Below are 17,334 nucleotides of genomic sequence, written 5' to 3'. Positions count from 1 at the left end.
CCGCCACTGTGCCTGATCGTTCCCTTGTTCGCAAGCGCGGAAACTGCTGATTTCGTCGTGATCTTGGAAAACGCATGCGGATTTCATCGCCTACATGCGCCCGGCCTGTCGATAACAGCAGTCGTACGGCTACCCTGGCACGGTACGCGCGCGGCTCCGCAGCGCAGCGCGCGTTCCCCCAACCAGTGGACCGCGCCGCCCAGGGCCCGGCCACTCGGCACCCTTCGTACGCAGGTCCCGCCGACGTACCATGGCGCCGGAATCTGCAACGCCGCAGGCCCAGACCGAGGAGAGACCCCGTGAGCGACCTTCGCACGCTGCGCAACTACATCAACGGTGAGTTCGTCGATGCGGCGGACGGCCGTACGCTCGACATCGTCGACCCCACCACCGGCGAGGTCTACGCGACGTCCCCGCTGTCCGGCGCCTCCGACGTGGACGCGGCGATGGCCTCCGCCGCCGCCGCCTTCCCGGCCTGGCGCGACGCCACCCCGAGCACCCGCCAGAAGCTGCTGCTGAAGATCGCTGACGCGGTCGAGGCCCGCGCCGACGAGGTCGTCGACGCCGAGGTGCGCAACACCGGCAAGCCCCGCGCGCTGACCCTCTCCGAGGAGATCGGCCCGATGGTGGACCAGATCCGCTTCTTCGCCGGCGCGGCCCGCCTGCTGGAGGGCAAGGCCGCGGGCGAGTACATGGACGGGATGACCTCGATCATCCGCCGCGAGCCGGTCGGCGTCTGTGCCCAGGTCGCGCCGTGGAACTACCCGATGATGATGGCCGTCTGGAAGTTCGCCCCGGCCATCGCCGCCGGCAACACCGTCGTCCTGAAGCCCTCGGACACCACCCCGGCCTCCACCGTGCTGCTGGCCGAGATCATCGGCGGCGTGCTCAAGGAGCTGGAGCTGCCGGCCGGCGTCTTCAACGTGATCTGCGGCGACCGCGAGAGCGGCAAGCTGATGGTCGAGCACCGCACCCCGGCGATGGCCTCCATCACCGGTTCGGTCCGGGCCGGCATCCAGGTCGCCGAGTCCGCCTCCAAGGACGTCAAGCGCGTCCACCTGGAGCTGGGCGGCAAGGCCCCGGTCGTGGTCTTCGAGGACGCCGACATCGCCGAGGCCGTCGAGGGCATCTCGGTGGCGGGCTTCTTCAACGCCGGCCAGGACTGCACCGCCGCCACCCGCGTGCTGGTGCACGAGTCGATCCACGACGCCTTCGTCGAGGCGCTGGCCAAGGCCGCGGCCGAGACCAAGACCGGTGGCGTGGACGACGAGGACGTGCTCTACGGCCCGCTGAACAACGCCAACCAGCTGAAGCAGGTGGCCGGCTTCATCGAGCGGCTGCCCGCCCACGCCAAGGTCGAGGCCGGTGGCCACCAGGTCGGCGAGAAGGGCTACTTCTACGCCCCGACCGTCGTCTCCGGTCTGCAGCAGGACGACGAGATCATCCAGAACGAGGTCTTCGGCCCGGTCATCACCGTGCAGAAGTTCACCGACGAGGACCAGGCCGTCGACTACGCCAACGGCGTCGAGTTCGCGCTGGCCTCCTCGGTGTGGACCAAGGACCACGCCCGCGCCATGCGGATGTCCCGCCGCCTGGACTTCGGCTGCGTCTGGATCAACACCCACATCCCGCTGGTCGCCGAGATGCCGCACGGCGGCTTCAAGAAGTCCGGCTACGGCAAGGACCTCTCCTCCTACGGCTTCGAGGACTACACCCGCGTGAAGCACGTGATGACCGCGATCTAGTGGTTCACGGCCGTCGCCGCGGCGGGACCGCCCAGCGGCGGGGGTCCGGTCGTACGAACTGACGACGGGCCCGGGTCTTTTCGACCCGGGCCCGGTGTCTTTGCACCCTGTCGGCCGTTCGGGTGACCGACTGACAAGATGAAACTGCATTTCGCGGGCGGGACTCCCTAGCCTTACCGGCATGAGCATCCCCACCGCTGACTCAGCCGCCGGCCAGGCAGTCAAGGCCGCCGACCGCGCGCACGTCTTCCACTCGTGGTCCGCCCAGGCGCTGATCGACCCCCTCGCGGTGGCCGGCGCCGAGGGCTCGTACTTCTGGGACTACGACGGGAACCGCTACCTCGACTTCTCGTCCCAGCTGGTCAACACCAACATCGGCCACCAGCACCCGAAGGTGGTCGCGGCCATCCAGGAGCAGGCGGCGAAGCTCTGCACCATCGCCCCCGGCTTCGCCGTCGAGTCGCGCAGCGAGGCCGCCCGGCTGATCGCCGAGCGCACCCCCGGCGACCTCGACAAGATCTTCTTCACCAACGGTGGCGCCGAGGCCGTCGAGAACGCCGTCCGGCTCGCCCGGCTGCACACCGGTCGGCAGAAGGTGATGTCCGCCTACCGCTCGTACCACGGCGCCACCGCCAACGCGATCGCCCTCACCGGCGACCCGCGCCGCTGGGCCAACGAGACCGGCGTCTCCGGCACGGTGCACTTCTGGGGCCCGTACGCCTACCGCTCCAACTTCCACGCCGAGAACGAGGCGCAGGAGTGCGAGCGCGCGCTGCAGCACCTCGAGCAGGTGGTCGCGTTCGAGGGGCCCGGCACCGTCGCGGCGATCATCCTGGAGACCGTGGTCGGCACCGCCGGCATCCTGATCCCGCCGGCCGGCTACCTGGCCGGGGTGCGGGAGATCTGCGACCGCCACGGCATCGTGTTCATCCTCGACGAGGTGATGGCCGGCTTCGGCCGCACCGGCGAGTGGTTCGCCGCCGACCACTGGGGCGTCGTGCCCGACCTGCTGACCTTCGCCAAGGGCGTCAACTCCGGCTACGTCCCGCTCGGCGGCGTGGCGATCAACGCCGAGATCGCCGCCACCTTCGCCGAGCGGCCGTTCCCCGGCGGACTCACCTACTCCGGCCACCCGCTGGCCTGCGCCTCCGCCGTCGCCACCATCAACGCCATGGCGGAGGAGGGCATCGTCGAGAACGCCAAGCACATCGGCGAGACCGTGCTCGGCCCCGGCCTGCGCGAGCTGGCCGAGCGGCACCCCTCGATCGGCGAGGTCCGCGGCCTCGGCGTGTTCTGGGCGCTCGACCTGGTGCGGAACCGCGAGACCCGCGAGCCGCTGGTCCCGTACAACGCCGCCGGCGCCGCCAACGCGCCGATGGCCGAGCTGGCCGCCGCCTGCAAGCAGCGCGGGCTCTGGCCGTTCGTCAACATGAACCGCTTCCACGTCGTCCCGCCGTGCACCGTCACCGAGGAGGAGGCCAAGACCGGCCTCGCGGTGCTCGACGAGGTGCTGTCGCTCACCGACGCGCACACTGTCTGACGTACCGTTCGGACGGCCCCGGGTGTGTTGCCTGCGCCCGGGGCCGTCCCATGCTCCGGAGGCCTCCACCCATGCCCAGCACCACCACCCCGATCCGCCCCCGTGCCCCCCGCCCGTTGCGCCGCCGTTCGGTGCTCGGCGGGGCCGCGCTGCTCGGCGCGGGCACGCTCACCGGCTGCGGCATCCCGTCCGCGTACGTCGCCGAGGACCGCCGCTCGGCCCCGGACCGCTCGGACCGCGAGAAGCGGCTCACCTTCTCCAACTGGACGCAGTACATCGACACCGACGAGCAGGGCGGTCGCCCGACGCTGGACGGCTTCGCAGAGAAGACCGGCATCGAGGTCACCTACACCGAGGACATCAACGACAACGACGAGTTCTTCGGCAAGATCAGCCCGGTGCTCACCCAGGGCGCCGACCCCGGCCGGGACCTGATGGTGATCAGCGACTGGATGGCCGGGCGGTACGTCTCGCTGGGCTGGGTGCAGGCCATGGACCGGGACAACCTGCCGAACGTCACCGCCAACCTGGACCCGCAGCTCGCGAACCCGGCCTTCGACCCCGGGCGCCGGCGCAGCGTGCCGTGGCAGTCCGGGATCACCGGCATCGCCTACAACCGCAAGGCGCTCGGCCGGGAGATCAGGTCCACCGCCGACCTGTGGGCGCCCGACCTCAAGGGCCGGGTCACGCTGTTCGCCGGGCTCGACGAGGCGCTCGGACTGCTGATGCTCGCCCAGGGCGCCGACATCGCCGCGTTCACCGACGACGACGCGAACAAGGCGATGGACCTGGTGCAGAAGATGGTCGACACCGGCCACGTCCGCCGCTTCACCGGCAACGACTACACCAGCGACCTCGCCTCCGGCGCGGCGCTCGCCTGCCAGGCCTACTCCGGCGACGCCGTCCAGCTCACCGCAGAGAACCCGGACATCGAGTTCGTGGTCCCGGAGGAGGGCGGCGAGCTGTGGGCGGAGAGCCTGATGATCCCCAACCGGGCCACCCACAAGCGCAACGCAGAGGCGCTGATCGACTACTACTACCAGCCGGAGGTGGCCGCCGAGCTCGCCGCGTTCGTCCAGTACATCTGCCCGGTGCCGGCCGCCCGCGAGGTGCTGGCGGCCAGCGGCGACAAGGAGAAGGCCGAGATCGCCGAGAACCCGCTGGTCTTCCCGACCGACGAGATGCGCGCCCGGCTGCGCACCATGCGCGACGTCGGCTCGGCCGAGCGGCCCGGGCTGCACAAGGTCTGGGGGCGCATCACCGGGGTGTGAGCCCCGGGGCTCAGCGGCGGACGGCGTCCAGGGCGAGCAGCGCCACGTGCAGGGAGAGGCAGGACTCCACCTGGTCGAGGTCGACGCCGAGGATCCGTTCGACCTTGTGCAGGCGGTCGTAGAAGGACGGCCGGGACAGGTGCGCGGCGTCGGCCGCCGCGGACTTGTTCCGGCCCTGCTCCAGGTAGATCCGCAGCATCTGCACCAACTGGCCGTTGTGCTCGGCGTCGTGGGCCAGCAGCGGGCCCAGCTCGCGCTCCACGTAGGTCTGCAGCCGGGCGTCGTCGCGCAGCAGGTGGAGCAGGCCGCGCAGCCGCACGTCCGGCAGCCGGTAGTAGGAGGCGGTCCGGCCGCCGGGCGCGTCGTGCAGGGCCGCCTCGGAGACCTGGGTGGCCTCCAGCAGGGTGCGACGGGCGTCCCGGACGGAGCCGACCGAGGAGCCCACCGCGACCACCGGGTCCGGAGCGGCGGCGCCCTCCCGCCCGGCCTCCGCCGACATCCGGCGCAGCGTCGCCGAGAAGGCGTCCAGCGCGGCGTGCTCGTCCTGCTGGGTGCCGAGCGCGATCAGCACGCCGACGCCCTCGTCGTCCAGCGCCCCCACCAGTGCCGGGAGCCGGCAGGCCCGCACCGCGCCGGCGGCCAGCTCGGTGAAGTCGCGCAGCCGGGCCTGCGCCTCCAGCGCGGCCGGGATCGGCCCGCGCCGCTGGCGCAGCACCACCCCCACCAGCCGCCGGCCCTCCAACGGGACGCCGAGGGCCTGGGCGCGCAGGGCGACCTCGGAGACGGTCAGCGAGTGGGTGAGGATGCCGGACAGCAGGGTGCGGTGGGTCTGCCGCTCCAGGCTCTCCCGGTCGCGCACCACCAGGCGGTTGAGCGCCAGCGCGGAGGCCCCGCGCTCCAGCAGCATGCTGTGCGGGTGCGCCGCGCCCTCCGGAAGCGCGCCCGGCTCCTGCACCAGCACCAGCCGCCCCCAGTCCTGGCCGCGGGCGCCGACGGTGGTCACCAGCCAGCCGCTGCGCGGGTCGTGGCCGGTGCGGCCGGGCGGGCGGACCCCGCGGGAGCGGCGCTCCCAGTCCTCCAGCAGCTCGTTCTCCGGGCGGCCGGCGCTCTCGTGGGCGAGCACCTGGTGCGCCAGGTTCTCCAGCACGACGGGCGCGCCCGCCATCCGGGCCACCTGGCGGATCACCTCGGGCGGCTCGGCGCCCTCCACTACCAGCTCGTTGAACACCTGGTGGACGGCCTCGGAGGCGCGCAGCTGGTCCAGCTGGGCGTTGACCACCAGTGCGTGCACGGCCTCGGTCACGGCGACGAAGCGCAGCTCGCGGCGGAGCGTGACCAGCGGCAGACCGCGCTGCTCGGCGGCGTGCACCAGGGCGCGGGGGAGCGAGTCGAAGTAGCGCCGGCCGAACTCGACGACCAGGCCGGCCACCCCCACCTCGTCCAGCTCGCGGACGTAGCGGGCCAGCCCCTCGCGGTCCTCGGGCAGGGCGATCCCGGTGGTGAGCACCAGCTCGCCGCCGCGGAGCATCCCGGCGACGTCGGGCAGCTCGCTCACGTGCACCCAGCGGACCGGCCGCTCCAGGTGGTCGGCGCCGGCCACGACCTGGGGGAGGCCGCGCCGCATCACCTCCAGGTCGAGCACGCGGGCGACGGTGGGGAGCATCGCGGGCCTCCAGGGCCGTGGGGGACCAGAGTGTCAGGTAAATCATCCATCGCGGCGACGACCTGTCGCCCTCCGTGCACCCTTGCACCCTGTAAGGCCCTTCGGGTCGAGGTTGTCGCAGTGACCCTTGTCACGCCGGTGCGGCAACGGGCATGGTCAGCGGACGGCCGTGGCGAGAAACAGTCACCACGCCGGAATCCGTCGCGTTAACCGGACAGCAACAGTGGAATCCCTTGTCGGGTCGACAGGGCTGCCAGGATCGCGCAACCCGGTGGTCGACGAGCGGATCCCCCCACCGCGGAGGCGCGATTCCGCCGCCCGCCGTCGAACCACCGGCACTTGGAGGAACCAGATGGACCTGACGGACTTCGGCCCGGGCGCGCAGTACGTCGCGGGCCGCCTGATCCAGGGGGGTGGCGAGCCCTTCCAGGTCGTCAACCCCGCGGACGGCAGCGTGGTCGAGCAGGTCGCGCTGGCCGACACCGCGGACGTCGACGCGGCCGTCGCCGCCGCACGGGCGGCGCTGCCCGGCTGGTCCTCCGCCACCCCCGGCGCCCGGTCCGAGGCGCTGACCCGGCTCGCCGCCGTCCTGACCGACGCCTGCGCGGACCTCGCCCGGGTGGAGACCGCGCAGACCGGCAAGCCGGTCAAGCTGGCCACCGAGTTCGACGTCCCCGGCACCATCGACAACACCGCGTTCTTCGCCGGGGCCGCCCGCAACCTGGAGGGCAAGGCGGCCGGCGAGTACTCCGGCGACCACACCTCCTACGTGCGGCGCGAGGCGATCGGCGTGGTCGGCTCGATCTCGCCGTGGAACTACCCGCTGCAGATGGCCGCCTGGAAGATCCTGCCGGCGATCGCCGCGGGCAACACCATCGTGCTCAAGCCGGCCGAGCTGACCCCGCTGACCTCGCTGATGTTCGCCAGGGCCTGCACCGCGGCGGGCATCCCGGACGGCGTGGTCAACGTCGTCACCGGCGCCGGCCGCACGGCGGGCGAGCACCTGGTCGCTCACCCGGACGTCGCGATGGTCTCCTTCACCGGCTCCACCCCGGTCGGCAAGCGGGTCGCCGAGCTCGCCACCGCGGGCGTCAAGCGCACCCACCTGGAGCTCGGCGGCAAGGCCCCCTTCGTGGTCTTCGACGACGCCGACCTCGACGCCGCCGTGCACGGCGCCGTCGCCGCCTCGCTGATCAACGGCGGCCAGGACTGCACCGCCGCCACCCGGGCGTACGTCCAGCGGCCGCTGTACGACGCCTTCGTGGCCGGGGTGGCCGAGCTGTACGCCGCGATCCGGGTCGGCGACCCGCTCGACCCGCGCACCGACCTCGGCCCGCTGGTCTCGTACACCCACCGGGACCGGGTGGCCGGCTTCGTCGAGCGGGCCCGCTCCTACGCCACCGTCGTCACCGGCGGGCGCGCGCCGGAGAAGGGCCACGACGGCAGCGACCTCACCCGCGGCGCCTACTACCTGCCGACCCTGGTCACCGGGGCCGCCCAGGACAGCGAGGTGGTGCAGGGCGAGGTCTTCGGCCCGGTGCTGGTGGTCCTGCCGTTCGACTCCGACGACGAGGGCCTGCGGCTGGCCAACGACACCCCGTACGGCCTGGCCGCCTCCGCCTGGACGAGCAACGTGCACCGCTCGTTGCGCGCCACCCGGGAGATCGCGGCCGGGTGCGTCTGGGTCAACGACCACATCCCGATCATCAGCGAGATGCCGCACGGCGGCTACAAGGCCTCCGGCTACGGCAAGGACATGTCCCAGTACTCGCTGGACGAGTACACCCAGGTCAAGCACGTCATGTTCGACACCACCGCGGTCGCCCGCAAGGACTGGCACCGCACCGTCTTCGGAGACAGATAACCCCTGCCAGGGGCGCCTCCCCCCGGGCGCCCCGATCCGACCTCTTACCCCCAGGAGGCCCGTTCCATGGCGTTCAACGAGCTCACCGACGGTCTGCCCGAACCGGTCCGCAGGGCCTGGGAGCGCAGTCTCACCAGCGGCCGGGCGGCGATCGGCCGCCGAGCCCTGCTGCGGGCCGCCGCGCTGACCGCGGGCGCGGGCACGCTGGCCGCCTGCGGCATCCCGGCGGCCAAGACCTCCGGCGGCGACTCGGCGGCGGGCGCCGCGAAGGACCTCTCGGAGACCGAGAAGGAGGTGAACTTCTCCAACTGGCCGCTCTACGTCGACACCGACGAGAAGGACAAGGAGAAGCACGGCACCCTGGACGCCTTCACCGCGGCCACCGGCATCAAGGTGAAGTACAACGAGGACGTCAACGACAACGTCGAGTTCTTCGGCAAGATCAAGCCGCAGCTCGCGGCCGGCCAGGACACCGGCCGCGACCTGATGGTGCTGACCGACTGGATGGCGGCCCGGCTGATCCGGCTCGGCTGGGTGCAGAAGCTCGACCAGGCGAACGTCACCACGGCGATCACCACCATCGACTCCCGCTTCCGCGCACCGGACTGGGACCCGGGCCGGCTCTACTCCTACCCGTGGGCCGGGATCCAGGTCGTGGTGGCCTACAACCGGAAGGCCACCAAGGGCAAGGAGGTCGCCAGCGTCTCCCAGCTGCTGGACGACCCGGACCTCAAGGGCCGGGTGACCTTCCTCTCCGAGATGCGCGACAGCATCGGGATGGTCCTGCTGGACATGGGCAAGGACCCGGCGAAGTTCACCGCCGACGACTACGACGCCGCGATCGCACGGCTGCAGAAGGCCGTGGACAGCAAGCAGATCCGCCGCTTCACCGGCAACGACTACGGCCAGGAGCTCTCCTCCGGGGACATCGCGGCCTGCGTCGCCTGGGGCGGTGACCTGATCCAGCTGCGCGCGGACAACCCGGACATCGAGTTCGTGATCCCGGAGAAGGGCTACGTCTCCTCGACGGACAACATGCTGGTCCCGGCCAGGGCGCAGCACAAGGCGAACGCGGAGAAGCTGATCGACTTCTACTATCAGCCGAAGATCGCGGCGCAGCTGGTCGCGGGCATCGGCTTCGTCTCCGCCGTCACCGGGATGAAGGACGAGCTCGCCACGCTCGCCCCGGACATCGCGGCCAACCCGCTGGTCGTACCCACCCCCGAGATGGCGGCCAAGGCGCACGTGTTCCGCACCCTCACCGAGACCGAGGAGAGCGACTTCGAGGAGAAGTTCTCCAAGCTCATCGGCGCCTGACCCCCGCTCACGGCAGAGACAAACCAGGAAGACACCCCCATGACAGACCAGCAGCGCGCCGCGGCCGCCGGCGGCGACGTCCGGCTCACCGGCATAGGCAAGACCTACGGCTCCTTCACCGCCGTCCACCCGCTCGACCTCACCGTCCCCCAGGGCTCCTTCTTCGCCCTCCTCGGCGCCTCCGGCTGCGGCAAGACCACCACCCTGCGCATGATCGCCGGGCTGGAGGAGCCCACCAGCGGCACCGTCCTGATCGGCGGCCAGGACGTCACTGCCCTGCCCCCGTACAAGCGGCCGGTGAACACCGTCTTCCAGAGCTACGCGCTCTTCCCGCACCTGGACATCTTCGAGAACGTCGCCTTCGGCCTGCGCCGGCGCGGGAAGAAGGAGGTCAGGAAGCAGGTCGACGACATGCTGGAGCTGGTCGAACTCGGCCAGTACGCCCGGCGCAAGCCGCACCAGCTCTCCGGCGGCCAGCAGCAGCGCGTCGCCGTCGCCCGCGCCCTGATCAACCACCCCCAGGTGCTGCTCCTCGACGAGCCGCTCGGCGCGCTCGACCTCAAGCTCCGCCGCCAGATGCAGCTGGAGCTCAAGCGGATCCAGACCGAGGTCGGCATCACCTTCGTGCACGTCACCCACGACCAGGAGGAGGCCATGACCATGGCCGACACCATCGCGGTGATGAACGGCGGCCGGGTCGAGCAGCTGGGCGCCCCCGCCGAGCTGTACGAGAACCCCGCCACCACCTTCGTGGCCAACTTCCTCGGCCAGTCGAACCTGCTGCCCGCCGAGGTCACCGGCACCGACGGCGGCGACCTGCTGCTCACCGCGGCCGGCGCCCGCCTCGCCGTCCCGAAGGCGCGCTGCGCCACCGACGCCCGGAAGGTCCACCTGGGCGTCCGCCCGGAGAAGATCACCATCGTGCACGCCTCCGCCGAGGTCGCCGACGGGCGCAACCGGCTCGCCGGCACCGTCCTCGACTCCAGCTTCATCGGCGTCTCCACCCAGTACGTGGTGCGCACAGACGGCGGCCAGGAGGTCACCGTCTTCGAGCAGAACATGGAGCGCGACGCCCGGATCGTCCCCGGCGCCGACGTCCTGCTGCACTGGAACCCGGCGCACTCCTTCGCCCTGGACGCCTCCCAGGCGATCGACGCGGGCACCGCGGAGGAGGCCGCATGACCACCACCACCGCGGCCGCACCGCCGCAGGCCGTGCCCCCGGACGGCGGCGCGCCCGCCCCGGCGGCCCCCGGGGCCAGGCGCCGGCTCACCCCCTACTGGCTGCTGCTGCCCGGCATCGCCTGGCTGGTCGTCTTCTTCGCCGTCCCGATGGTCTACCAGGCGTCCACCTCGCTGCAGACCGGCTCGCTCGAGCAGGGCTTCAAGGTCACCTGGCACCTCGCCACCTACTGGGACGCCCTGGTCGAGTACAAGTGGCACTTCGTCCGCTCGTTCTCCTACGCGGCCATCGCCACCGTGCTCTGCCTGGCCGTCGGCTACCCGCTCGCCTACACGATCGCCTTCAAGGCGAGCAAGCGCTGGCGCAACGTCATCCTGATCCTGGTGATCGCGCCCTTCTTCACCAGCTTCCTGATCCGCACGCTGGCCTGGAAGACCATCCTGTCCGACGGCGGTCCGGTGGTCGGCGCGCTCAACACCCTGCACGTCCTGGACGTGACCAACGCGATCGGCCTCACCTCCGGCGACCGGGTGCTCGCCACGCCGCTCGCCGTGGTCTGCGGTCTGACCTACAACTTCCTGCCGTTCATGATCCTGCCGCTGTACACCTCGCTGGAGCGGATCGACCCCCGCCTGCACGAGGCGGCCGGCGACCTCTATGCCCGGCCGTTCACCACCTTCCGCAAGGTCACCTTCCCGATCTCGCTCCCGGGCGTCGTCGCCGGCACCCTGCTCACCTTCATCCCGGCCTCCGGCGACTACATCAACGCCCAGCTGCTGGGCTCGCCGAGCGAGCAGATGGTCGGCAACGGCATCCAGAAGCAGTTCCTGAACGTACTCGACTACCCCACGGCCGCCGCGCTGAGCTTCATCCTGATGGCCCTGATCCTGGGCATGGTGACGGTCTACATGCGCAAGGCCGGGACGGAGGAACTGGTCTGATGTCCCGGATCGTCAAGTGGGTCCGTGCCCACCTGGTGGTGCTGGCGGGCCTGCTGGCCCTCGCCTACCTCGTGCTGCCCAACCTGGTCGTGCTGGCCTTCTCGTTCAACAAGCCGGTCGGCAAGTTCAACTACGAGTGGAACGAGTTCTCCACCGACGCGTGGACCAACCCCTGCGGCGTGGCCGACATGTGCCAGTCGCTCTCGCTCAGCCTGCAGATCGCGGTGCTCGCCACCATCGGCGCCACCGTCCTCGGCACCATGGTCGCCTTCGCACTGGCCCGCCACCGCTTCCGCGGCCGCTCCGCCACCACCGCGATGATCTTCCTGCCGATGGCCATGCCCGAGGTGGTCATGGCCGCCTCGCTGGGCACGCTCTTCCTCAACATGCGCATCCCGTTCGGCTTCACCACCATCCTCATCGCGCACATCATGTTCTGCCTCAGCTTCGTGGTGACGGCCGTCAAGGCGCGCGTGATGAGCATGGACCCGAGGCTCGAACAGGCCGCCCAGGACCTCTACGCCACCCCCGTCCAGACCTTCCTGCGGGTCACCCTGCCGCTCGCCGCCCCCGGCATCGCCGCCGGAGCGCTGCTCAGCTTCGCGCTCTCCTTCGACGACTTCATCATCACCCAGTTCAACTCGGGCCCGACCACGGTCACCTTCCCGATGTTCGTCTGGGGCGCGTCGCAACGCGGCATCCCGGTGCAGGTCAACGTCATCGGCACCGCGATGTTCGCCGCCGCCGTGGCGCTGACCGTCGCCGGCCAGTGGCTCGGCAACCGCCGGAAGGCCACCGCCTGACGTACCGTCGGCCGTGGCCGAACACATCGTCGCCCAAGTACAGAAAGTGGCTGATAATGCATGGACTCCGCCCGCGCGCTCAGTGACGCCAGGCCCACCCCCTTCTGGCTGGAGGACCCGGGCCGGCCGGCGGCACTGCCCGCCCTGGTCGGCGACACCACCTGCGACCTGCTGGTCGTCGGCGGCGGCTACTCCGGCCTCTGGACCGCCCTCATCGCCAAGGAACGCGACCCCTCGCTGGACGTCGTGCTGGTCGAGGGCAACGAGGTCGGGTGGGCCGCGTCCGGGCGCAACGGCGGGTTCTGCGCCGCCAGCCTCACCCACGGCTTCGGCAACGGCCTGCAGCGCTGGCCCGCCGAACTCGCCCAGCTGGAACGCCTCGGTGCCGCCAACCTGGACGGCATCGAGGCCACCCTCAAGCGCTACGGCATCGACGCCGAATGGGAGCGCACCGGCGAGATCGACGTCGCCACCCAGCCCCACCAGCTGGAGGAGCTCCACGAGATCGCCGAGGCCGTGACCCGCTACGGCTTCGAGCTCACCGTCCTGGACGCCGACGCGCTGCGCGCCGAGGTGAACTCGCCGACCTTCCTCGGCGGCCTCTGGGACAAGGAGGGCGTGGCCATGGTCCACCCCGCCAAGCTCGCCTGGGGCCTCAAGGAGGCCTGCCTCGGCCAGGGCGTGCGGATCTTCGAGCACACCCGGGCCACCGACCTGCGGGAGTACGGCAGCGGCACCGCCGTCCGCACCCCGTACGGGCGGGTCTTCGCCCGCCGCGTGGCGCTCGGCACCAACGTCTTCCCGTCCCTGGTCAAGCGCGTCCGCCCGTACGTCGTCCCGGTGTACGACTACGCGCTGATGACCGAGCCGCTGAACGACGAGCAGCTCGCCGCGATCGGCTGGCGCGGCCGGCAGGGGCTCGGCGACAGCGCCAACAAGTTCCACTACTTCCGGCTCTCCGCCGACAACCGGATCCTCTGGGGAGGCTACGACGCGGTCTACCACTACGGCGGCCACGTCCGGCACGACTACGACCAGCGGCCGGAGACCTTCCGGACCCTCGCCACCCACTTCTTCCGCTGCTTCCCGCAGCTGGAGGGGCTGCGCTTCACCAACGCCTGGGGCGGGGCCATCGACACCTGCAGCCGCTTCTCCGCCTTCTTCGACACCGCCTACCGGGGCAAGGTCGCCTACGCGGCCGGCTACACCGGGCTCGGCGTCGGCGCGACCCGCTTCGGCGCCGAGGTGATGCTCGACCTGCTCTCCGGGGAGCGCACCGAGCGCACCTCGCTGGACATGGTCCGCAGCAAGCCGATGCCCTTCCCGCCCGAGCCGGTCCGCTGGGCCGGGATCGAGATCACCACCCGGTCGCTGGAGCGCGCCGACCGCAACGGCGGCCACCGCAACCTCTGGCTGCGCACGCTCGACCGGCTGGGGCTCGGCTTCGACAGCTGAGCCGGCGGTCGCGACCGCTGAGCCGCGATCGCTGAGCCGGCCGCCGACCGCCGGCCCGGGCCGGTAGATCCGGGGTGCCGGATACGTGTAAGAGAGACCCGCCGTCCGCCTCTCCCTGGTGGACGGCGGGTCTCGTTCCCCCGCCGCGCCCTGACCACCGACGAGCGGCAAGAAGCGGGGACAGACATGGAGAGCACCGGACTGCACTGGCTCGCCCAGGCCACACCGGACCCGGCGGCGTTCCGGGCGCAGTGGGAACGCACCGGACTGGGACTGATGCTGTTGCCGGCCGGCCGCCGCTGGGACGTCCTCGCCGTCCCCGGACGACTCGGGCACCCCGCCCTGGACATCCTGAACACCGGCTCCTGCGGCCCGGTCCTCGCCGACTTCGCGGACGAGCACGTCAGCTTCCTGGTGCCGGTCGGCACCGCCGCCCGCTGGGTCGGTACCGGAGTGCGGGGTGCGGGGGAGGGCACCTGGGTCGTCGTCCCGCACCCCGGGCGCAGCGGCGGCGGCGTCCGCTGGCTGGTCCCGCCGGACGGGTCCGGTCGGCTCAACGACCCGGTGCTGCTGGAGCTGGCGCTGCACGAGGCCGCGGCCGGGCTCAGCGACCGGTGACCCCGCCGCCCCGGCACCGGGGCCCGGGACGGCGGGGCGGTGGATGGCAGGTGGCTCCGGCGGTGGGTGCTCCCACGGTGGGGCGCTCCCGCGGCCGACGGTGGCGCGCGACCCGGGCGATCGCGGCAGACTGGAGGCGTGACCACCGCGCCGGACACCGTCGACGCGCCCCTGCGACCGGGCGCGGCCCAGCTGCGCCTCGCCGCGCCCGCCGCCCCCGTCTGTGACCGGTACGGGCTGGCCCTGGCCGGCGGGCACGCGCTGCGCGCCCACGGCGTCGCGGCCTGCCCGCAGGACGGGCTCACCCTGGTCACCGGCGACGCCGACCTCCCGGAGGTTGCGGCCGCGCTGGCCGAGGCGTACCGCGCGGCCGGTGGCGGGGTCGTCGAACGGCCGGGCACGCCGCGCCTGGAGCAGCTGACCGTGCGGCTCGCGCTCGGCGGGCGGTCGCACTCGGTGGAGCTGCGCAAGGAGCCGCTCGGCCACCGGCCGGTCCGGCTCGAGCTCTCCGCGCCGCCGACCGGCGAGCCGTCCGTGCTGCTGCCCGTCGTCGCCCTGGAGGACGCGGCCGCGCTGGCCACGGCCCTGCTGGTCGACCGGGGCATGCCGCGCGACCTGGTCGACGTGCACGCCCTCACCGCCTGCTACCGGGAGGGCGAGCTCCTCGCCCTCGCCGGGGAACTCGACGCGGACCTGCAGCCCGCCGTGCTCGCCGACCGGCTGGAGACGCTGGCCGAGGCGGCGGACGGCCGGTTCCGGGCCCGGGGCGTCGCACCGGGGGCGGTGGACGGGCTGAAGCGGTGGGCGCTGGCCTGGGCGCAGGACCTGCGGCTCGACCTGCTGGAGACCCAGGAGGCCGCCGACGGCCTGCACGACCCGTACCTGGAGGACGGCGAAGCCTGAGCCGTCCGGGGGTGGACCCGCACGCACTCACCCGTCCGGCCGAGCGACCGGACGACCTGTAAGGCTGAATCCGCGATCCCCGTCAGCCTGTTCGTTGAGGCCTGGCACGACGGCGACCAGACTGGGGAGAAGAGCGCGGTAGCCCCGTGAACCCGTCGCCCGGCCCACTCGCGGGCGGCGCCAGACAGGACCGGCGGCAGGACGCCGCCCGGGACTTCGGAGGCAGACGGACTTGAGCAAGCACATCATTCACTGGATCGACGGCGAGCCGGTCGCCACCGCCGGCGCGGCGCCCCGCCGCGGCGACCTCTTCGACCCGGCCACCGGCCAGGTCTCCGGCCAGGTCGACTTCGCCGGCATCGCCGAGGTCGACCAGGCGGTGGCCGCCGCGGCCGCGGCCTTCGCCGACTGGCGCACCGCCTCGGTCGCCAGGCGCAGCACGGTGCTCTTCGCCTTCCGCGAGCTGCTGAACGCCCGCCGCGACGAGCTGGCCGCGATCATCGTGTCCGAGCACGGCAAGGTGCACTCCGACGCGCTGGGCGAGATCGCCCGCGGCCTGGAGGTCGTCGAGTACGCCTGCGGCATCCCGCAGCTCCTCAAGGGCGGCTTCACCGAGCAGGCGTCCACCGGCATCGACGTCTACTCGATCCGCCAGCCGCTCGGCCCGGTCGCGGTCATCTCGCCGTTCAACTTCCCGGCCATGGTGCCGATGTGGTTCTTCCCGATCGCCATCGCGGCCGGCAACACCGTCGTGCTCAAGCCCTCGGAGAAGGACCCGTCCGCCGCGAACTTCCTCGCCGGGCTGTGGAAGGAGGCCGGTCTGCCGGACGGCGTCTTCAACGTCGTGCACGGCGACAAGACCGCCGTGGACCGCCTGCTGGAGCACCCGGACATCAAGTCCGTCAGCTTCGTCGGCTCCACCCCGATCGCGCGCTACGTCTACGAGACCGGCACCCGCTACGGCAAGCGCGTGCAGGCCCTGGGCGGCGCCAAGAACCACATGCTGGTCCTGCCGGACGCCGACCTGGACCTCGCGGCCGACGCCGCCGTCAACGCCGGCTTCGGCGCGGCGGGCGAGCGTTGCATGGCCGTGTCCGTCCTGGTCGCGGTCGACCCGATCGGCGACGAGCTGGTCGACAAGATCAAGCAGCGCGTCGCCACCCTGAAGGTCGGCCCGGGCTGCAACGGCGACTCCGAGATGGGGCCGCTGGTCACCGGCCAGCACCGCGACAAGGTCACCTCCTACGTCGAGTCCGGCCTCGCCGACGGCGCCGAGCTCGCCGTCGACGGCCGCAAGCACCCGATCACCGCCGAGGACGCAAACGGCGCCCCGACCTCGGACGGCTTCTGGCTCGGCCCCACCCTGTTCGACCACGTGAAGCCGGGCATGTCCGTCTACAACGACGAGATCTTCGGCCCGATCCTCTCGGTCGTGCGGGTCTCCTCCTACGAGGAGGGCCTGGCGCTGATCAACAGCAACCCCTACGGCAACGGCACCGCCCTCTTCACCAACGACGGCGGCGCCGCGCGGCGCTTCCAGTTCGAGGTGGAGGTCGGGATGGTCGGCATCAATGTGCCGATCCCCGTCCCCGTCGCCTACTACTCCTTCGGCGGCTGGAAGGCCTCGCTGTTCGGCGACGCCCACGCGTACGGCCCGGACGGCGTCCAGTTCTTCACCCGCGGCAAGGCCGTCACCCAGCGCTGGCTGGACCCCTCGCACGGCGGCATCAACCTCGGTTTCCCCACCAACAGCTGAGCCCCCGCCCCGCGATCGAGCCGGCCGGACCCCTCTCCCCGGGGCCCGGCCGGCTCTTTGCGCGACGTTTGCATCCGGCCCCGAAGACGCGTAGAGTTCTTCGAGTTGCCTGGCAGGGAGCACCGGACACGCATCGGCGCGGACGGTCCCGGGGCAGCCAATCCCCTGAAACACCACTTCACGGCTCGGGCTGGGTCGCGCTTTGTCGCGGCTCGGTGCGTATTCGGCGTGCTCGTTTTATCGGATTGCGGTCGGATTCGCTTTTCGGAGCGGGGA

Annotated in this window: 13 protein-coding genes; 12 read left to right on the top strand and 1 reads right to left on the bottom strand. The window is 71.8% G+C overall.

The features are described 5' to 3' along the window. The first annotated feature begins 299 nt into the window (after positions 1-299). The 3 genes from ACIA8Q_RS29335 (at position 300) to ACIA8Q_RS29325 (ending at position 4,556) form a co-directional block, all read left to right on the top strand. Positions 300-1,745: a gamma-aminobutyraldehyde dehydrogenase gene (locus tag ACIA8Q_RS29335; protein WP_360217630.1), complete on the top strand. Its 1,446-nt coding sequence runs from the start codon at positions 300-302 to the stop codon at positions 1,743-1,745. A gap of 181 nt (positions 1,746-1,926) precedes the next feature. After that, on the top strand, positions 1,927-3,285 hold the full coding sequence (locus ACIA8Q_RS29330) for an aspartate aminotransferase family protein (protein WP_360217627.1): 1,359 nt from the start codon (positions 1,927-1,929) through the stop codon (positions 3,283-3,285). Positions 3,286-3,356: 71 nt separating this feature from the next. Further along, entirely contained in the window at positions 3,357-4,556 is a 1,200-nt protein-coding gene (locus ACIA8Q_RS29325) for a spermidine/putrescine ABC transporter substrate-binding protein (protein WP_360217624.1), read from the top strand. 10 nt (positions 4,557-4,566) lie between these two features. On the opposite strand, the gene ACIA8Q_RS29320 is transcribed toward ACIA8Q_RS29325, so the two are convergent. Beyond that, on the bottom strand, positions 4,567-6,219 hold the full coding sequence (locus ACIA8Q_RS29320; protein WP_360217621.1) for a PucR family transcriptional regulator ligand-binding domain-containing protein: 1,653 nt from the start codon (positions 6,217-6,219) through the stop codon (positions 4,567-4,569). Positions 6,220-6,571: 352 nt separating this feature from the next. On the opposite strand from ACIA8Q_RS29320, the gene ACIA8Q_RS29315 reads away from it, so the two are divergent. The 9 genes from ACIA8Q_RS29315 to ACIA8Q_RS29275 all read left to right on the top strand — a co-directional run bounded on the left by ACIA8Q_RS29315 (position 6,572) and on the right by ACIA8Q_RS29275 (position 17,058). After that, entirely contained in the window at positions 6,572-8,083 is a 1,512-nt protein-coding gene (locus tag ACIA8Q_RS29315; RefSeq protein WP_396317956.1) for a gamma-aminobutyraldehyde dehydrogenase, read from the top strand. Between the two features lie 66 nt (positions 8,084-8,149). Further along, the gene (locus tag ACIA8Q_RS29310; RefSeq protein ID WP_360217615.1) at positions 8,150-9,400 is read left to right on the top strand and encodes a spermidine/putrescine ABC transporter substrate-binding protein; all 1,251 of its coding nucleotides are present in this window, start codon (positions 8,150-8,152) and stop codon (positions 9,398-9,400) included. A gap of 39 nt (positions 9,401-9,439) precedes the next feature. Continuing rightward, entirely contained in the window at positions 9,440-10,582 is a 1,143-nt protein-coding gene (locus ACIA8Q_RS29305) for an ABC transporter ATP-binding protein (RefSeq protein WP_360217612.1), read from the top strand. After that, complete coding sequence (locus ACIA8Q_RS29300) at positions 10,579-11,523, top strand: ABC transporter permease (protein WP_360217609.1); 945 nt, start codon at positions 10,579-10,581, stop codon at positions 11,521-11,523. Before ACIA8Q_RS29305 ends, ACIA8Q_RS29300 begins: the two co-directional genes overlap by 4 nt. Next, on the top strand, positions 11,523-12,326 hold the full coding sequence (locus ACIA8Q_RS29295; RefSeq protein WP_360217606.1) for an ABC transporter permease: 804 nt from the start codon (positions 11,523-11,525) through the stop codon (positions 12,324-12,326). Before ACIA8Q_RS29300 ends, ACIA8Q_RS29295 begins: the two co-directional genes overlap by 1 nt. A gap of 60 nt (positions 12,327-12,386) precedes the next feature. Beyond that, positions 12,387-13,781: an NAD(P)/FAD-dependent oxidoreductase gene (locus ACIA8Q_RS29290; protein WP_396317955.1), complete on the top strand. Its 1,395-nt coding sequence runs from the start codon at positions 12,387-12,389 to the stop codon at positions 13,779-13,781. Positions 13,782-13,967: 186 nt separating this feature from the next. Then, entirely contained in the window at positions 13,968-14,399 is a 432-nt protein-coding gene (locus ACIA8Q_RS29285) for a hypothetical protein (protein ID WP_360217600.1), read from the top strand. Between the two features lie 138 nt (positions 14,400-14,537). Continuing rightward, positions 14,538-15,302, top strand: a complete 765-nt coding sequence (locus ACIA8Q_RS29280) for a nucleotidyl transferase AbiEii/AbiGii toxin family protein (protein WP_387906081.1) — start codon at positions 14,538-14,540, stop codon at positions 15,300-15,302. A gap of 232 nt (positions 15,303-15,534) precedes the next feature. Further along, positions 15,535-17,058: a CoA-acylating methylmalonate-semialdehyde dehydrogenase gene (locus ACIA8Q_RS29275; RefSeq protein ID WP_360217594.1), complete on the top strand. Its 1,524-nt coding sequence runs from the start codon at positions 15,535-15,537 to the stop codon at positions 17,056-17,058. Positions 17,059-17,334 lie beyond the last annotated feature (276 nt).

It is taken from the genome of Kitasatospora sp. NPDC051705, assembly GCF_044453265.1.
Taxonomy (GTDB): domain Bacteria; phylum Actinomycetota; class Actinomycetes; order Streptomycetales; family Streptomycetaceae; genus Kitasatospora.
Note: the sequence above shows the minus strand (reverse complement) of the source record. Positions and strands in the feature narration are given on the sequence as shown.

Coding starts and splice junctions, on each gene's coding strand:
- ACIA8Q_RS29330 (WP_360217627.1), top strand. CDS start 1,927: ATGAGCATCCCCACCGCTGACTCAGCCGCCGGCCAGGCAGTCAAGGCC.
- ACIA8Q_RS29325 (WP_360217624.1), top strand. CDS start 3,357: ATGCCCAGCACCACCACCCCGATCCGCCCCCGTGCCCCCCGCCCGTTG.
- ACIA8Q_RS29320 (WP_360217621.1), bottom strand. CDS start 6,219: ATGCTCCCCACCGTCGCCCGCGTGCTCGACCTGGAGGTGATGCGGCGC.
- ACIA8Q_RS29315 (WP_396317956.1), top strand. CDS start 6,572: ATGGACCTGACGGACTTCGGCCCGGGCGCGCAGTACGTCGCGGGCCGC.
- ACIA8Q_RS29310 (WP_360217615.1), top strand. CDS start 8,150: ATGGCGTTCAACGAGCTCACCGACGGTCTGCCCGAACCGGTCCGCAGG.
- ACIA8Q_RS29305 (WP_360217612.1), top strand. CDS start 9,440: ATGACAGACCAGCAGCGCGCCGCGGCCGCCGGCGGCGACGTCCGGCTC.
- ACIA8Q_RS29300 (WP_360217609.1), top strand. CDS start 10,579: ATGACCACCACCACCGCGGCCGCACCGCCGCAGGCCGTGCCCCCGGAC.
- ACIA8Q_RS29295 (WP_360217606.1), top strand. CDS start 11,523: ATGTCCCGGATCGTCAAGTGGGTCCGTGCCCACCTGGTGGTGCTGGCG.
- ACIA8Q_RS29290 (WP_396317955.1), top strand. CDS start 12,387: ATGGACTCCGCCCGCGCGCTCAGTGACGCCAGGCCCACCCCCTTCTGG.
- ACIA8Q_RS29285 (WP_360217600.1), top strand. CDS start 13,968: ATGGAGAGCACCGGACTGCACTGGCTCGCCCAGGCCACACCGGACCCG.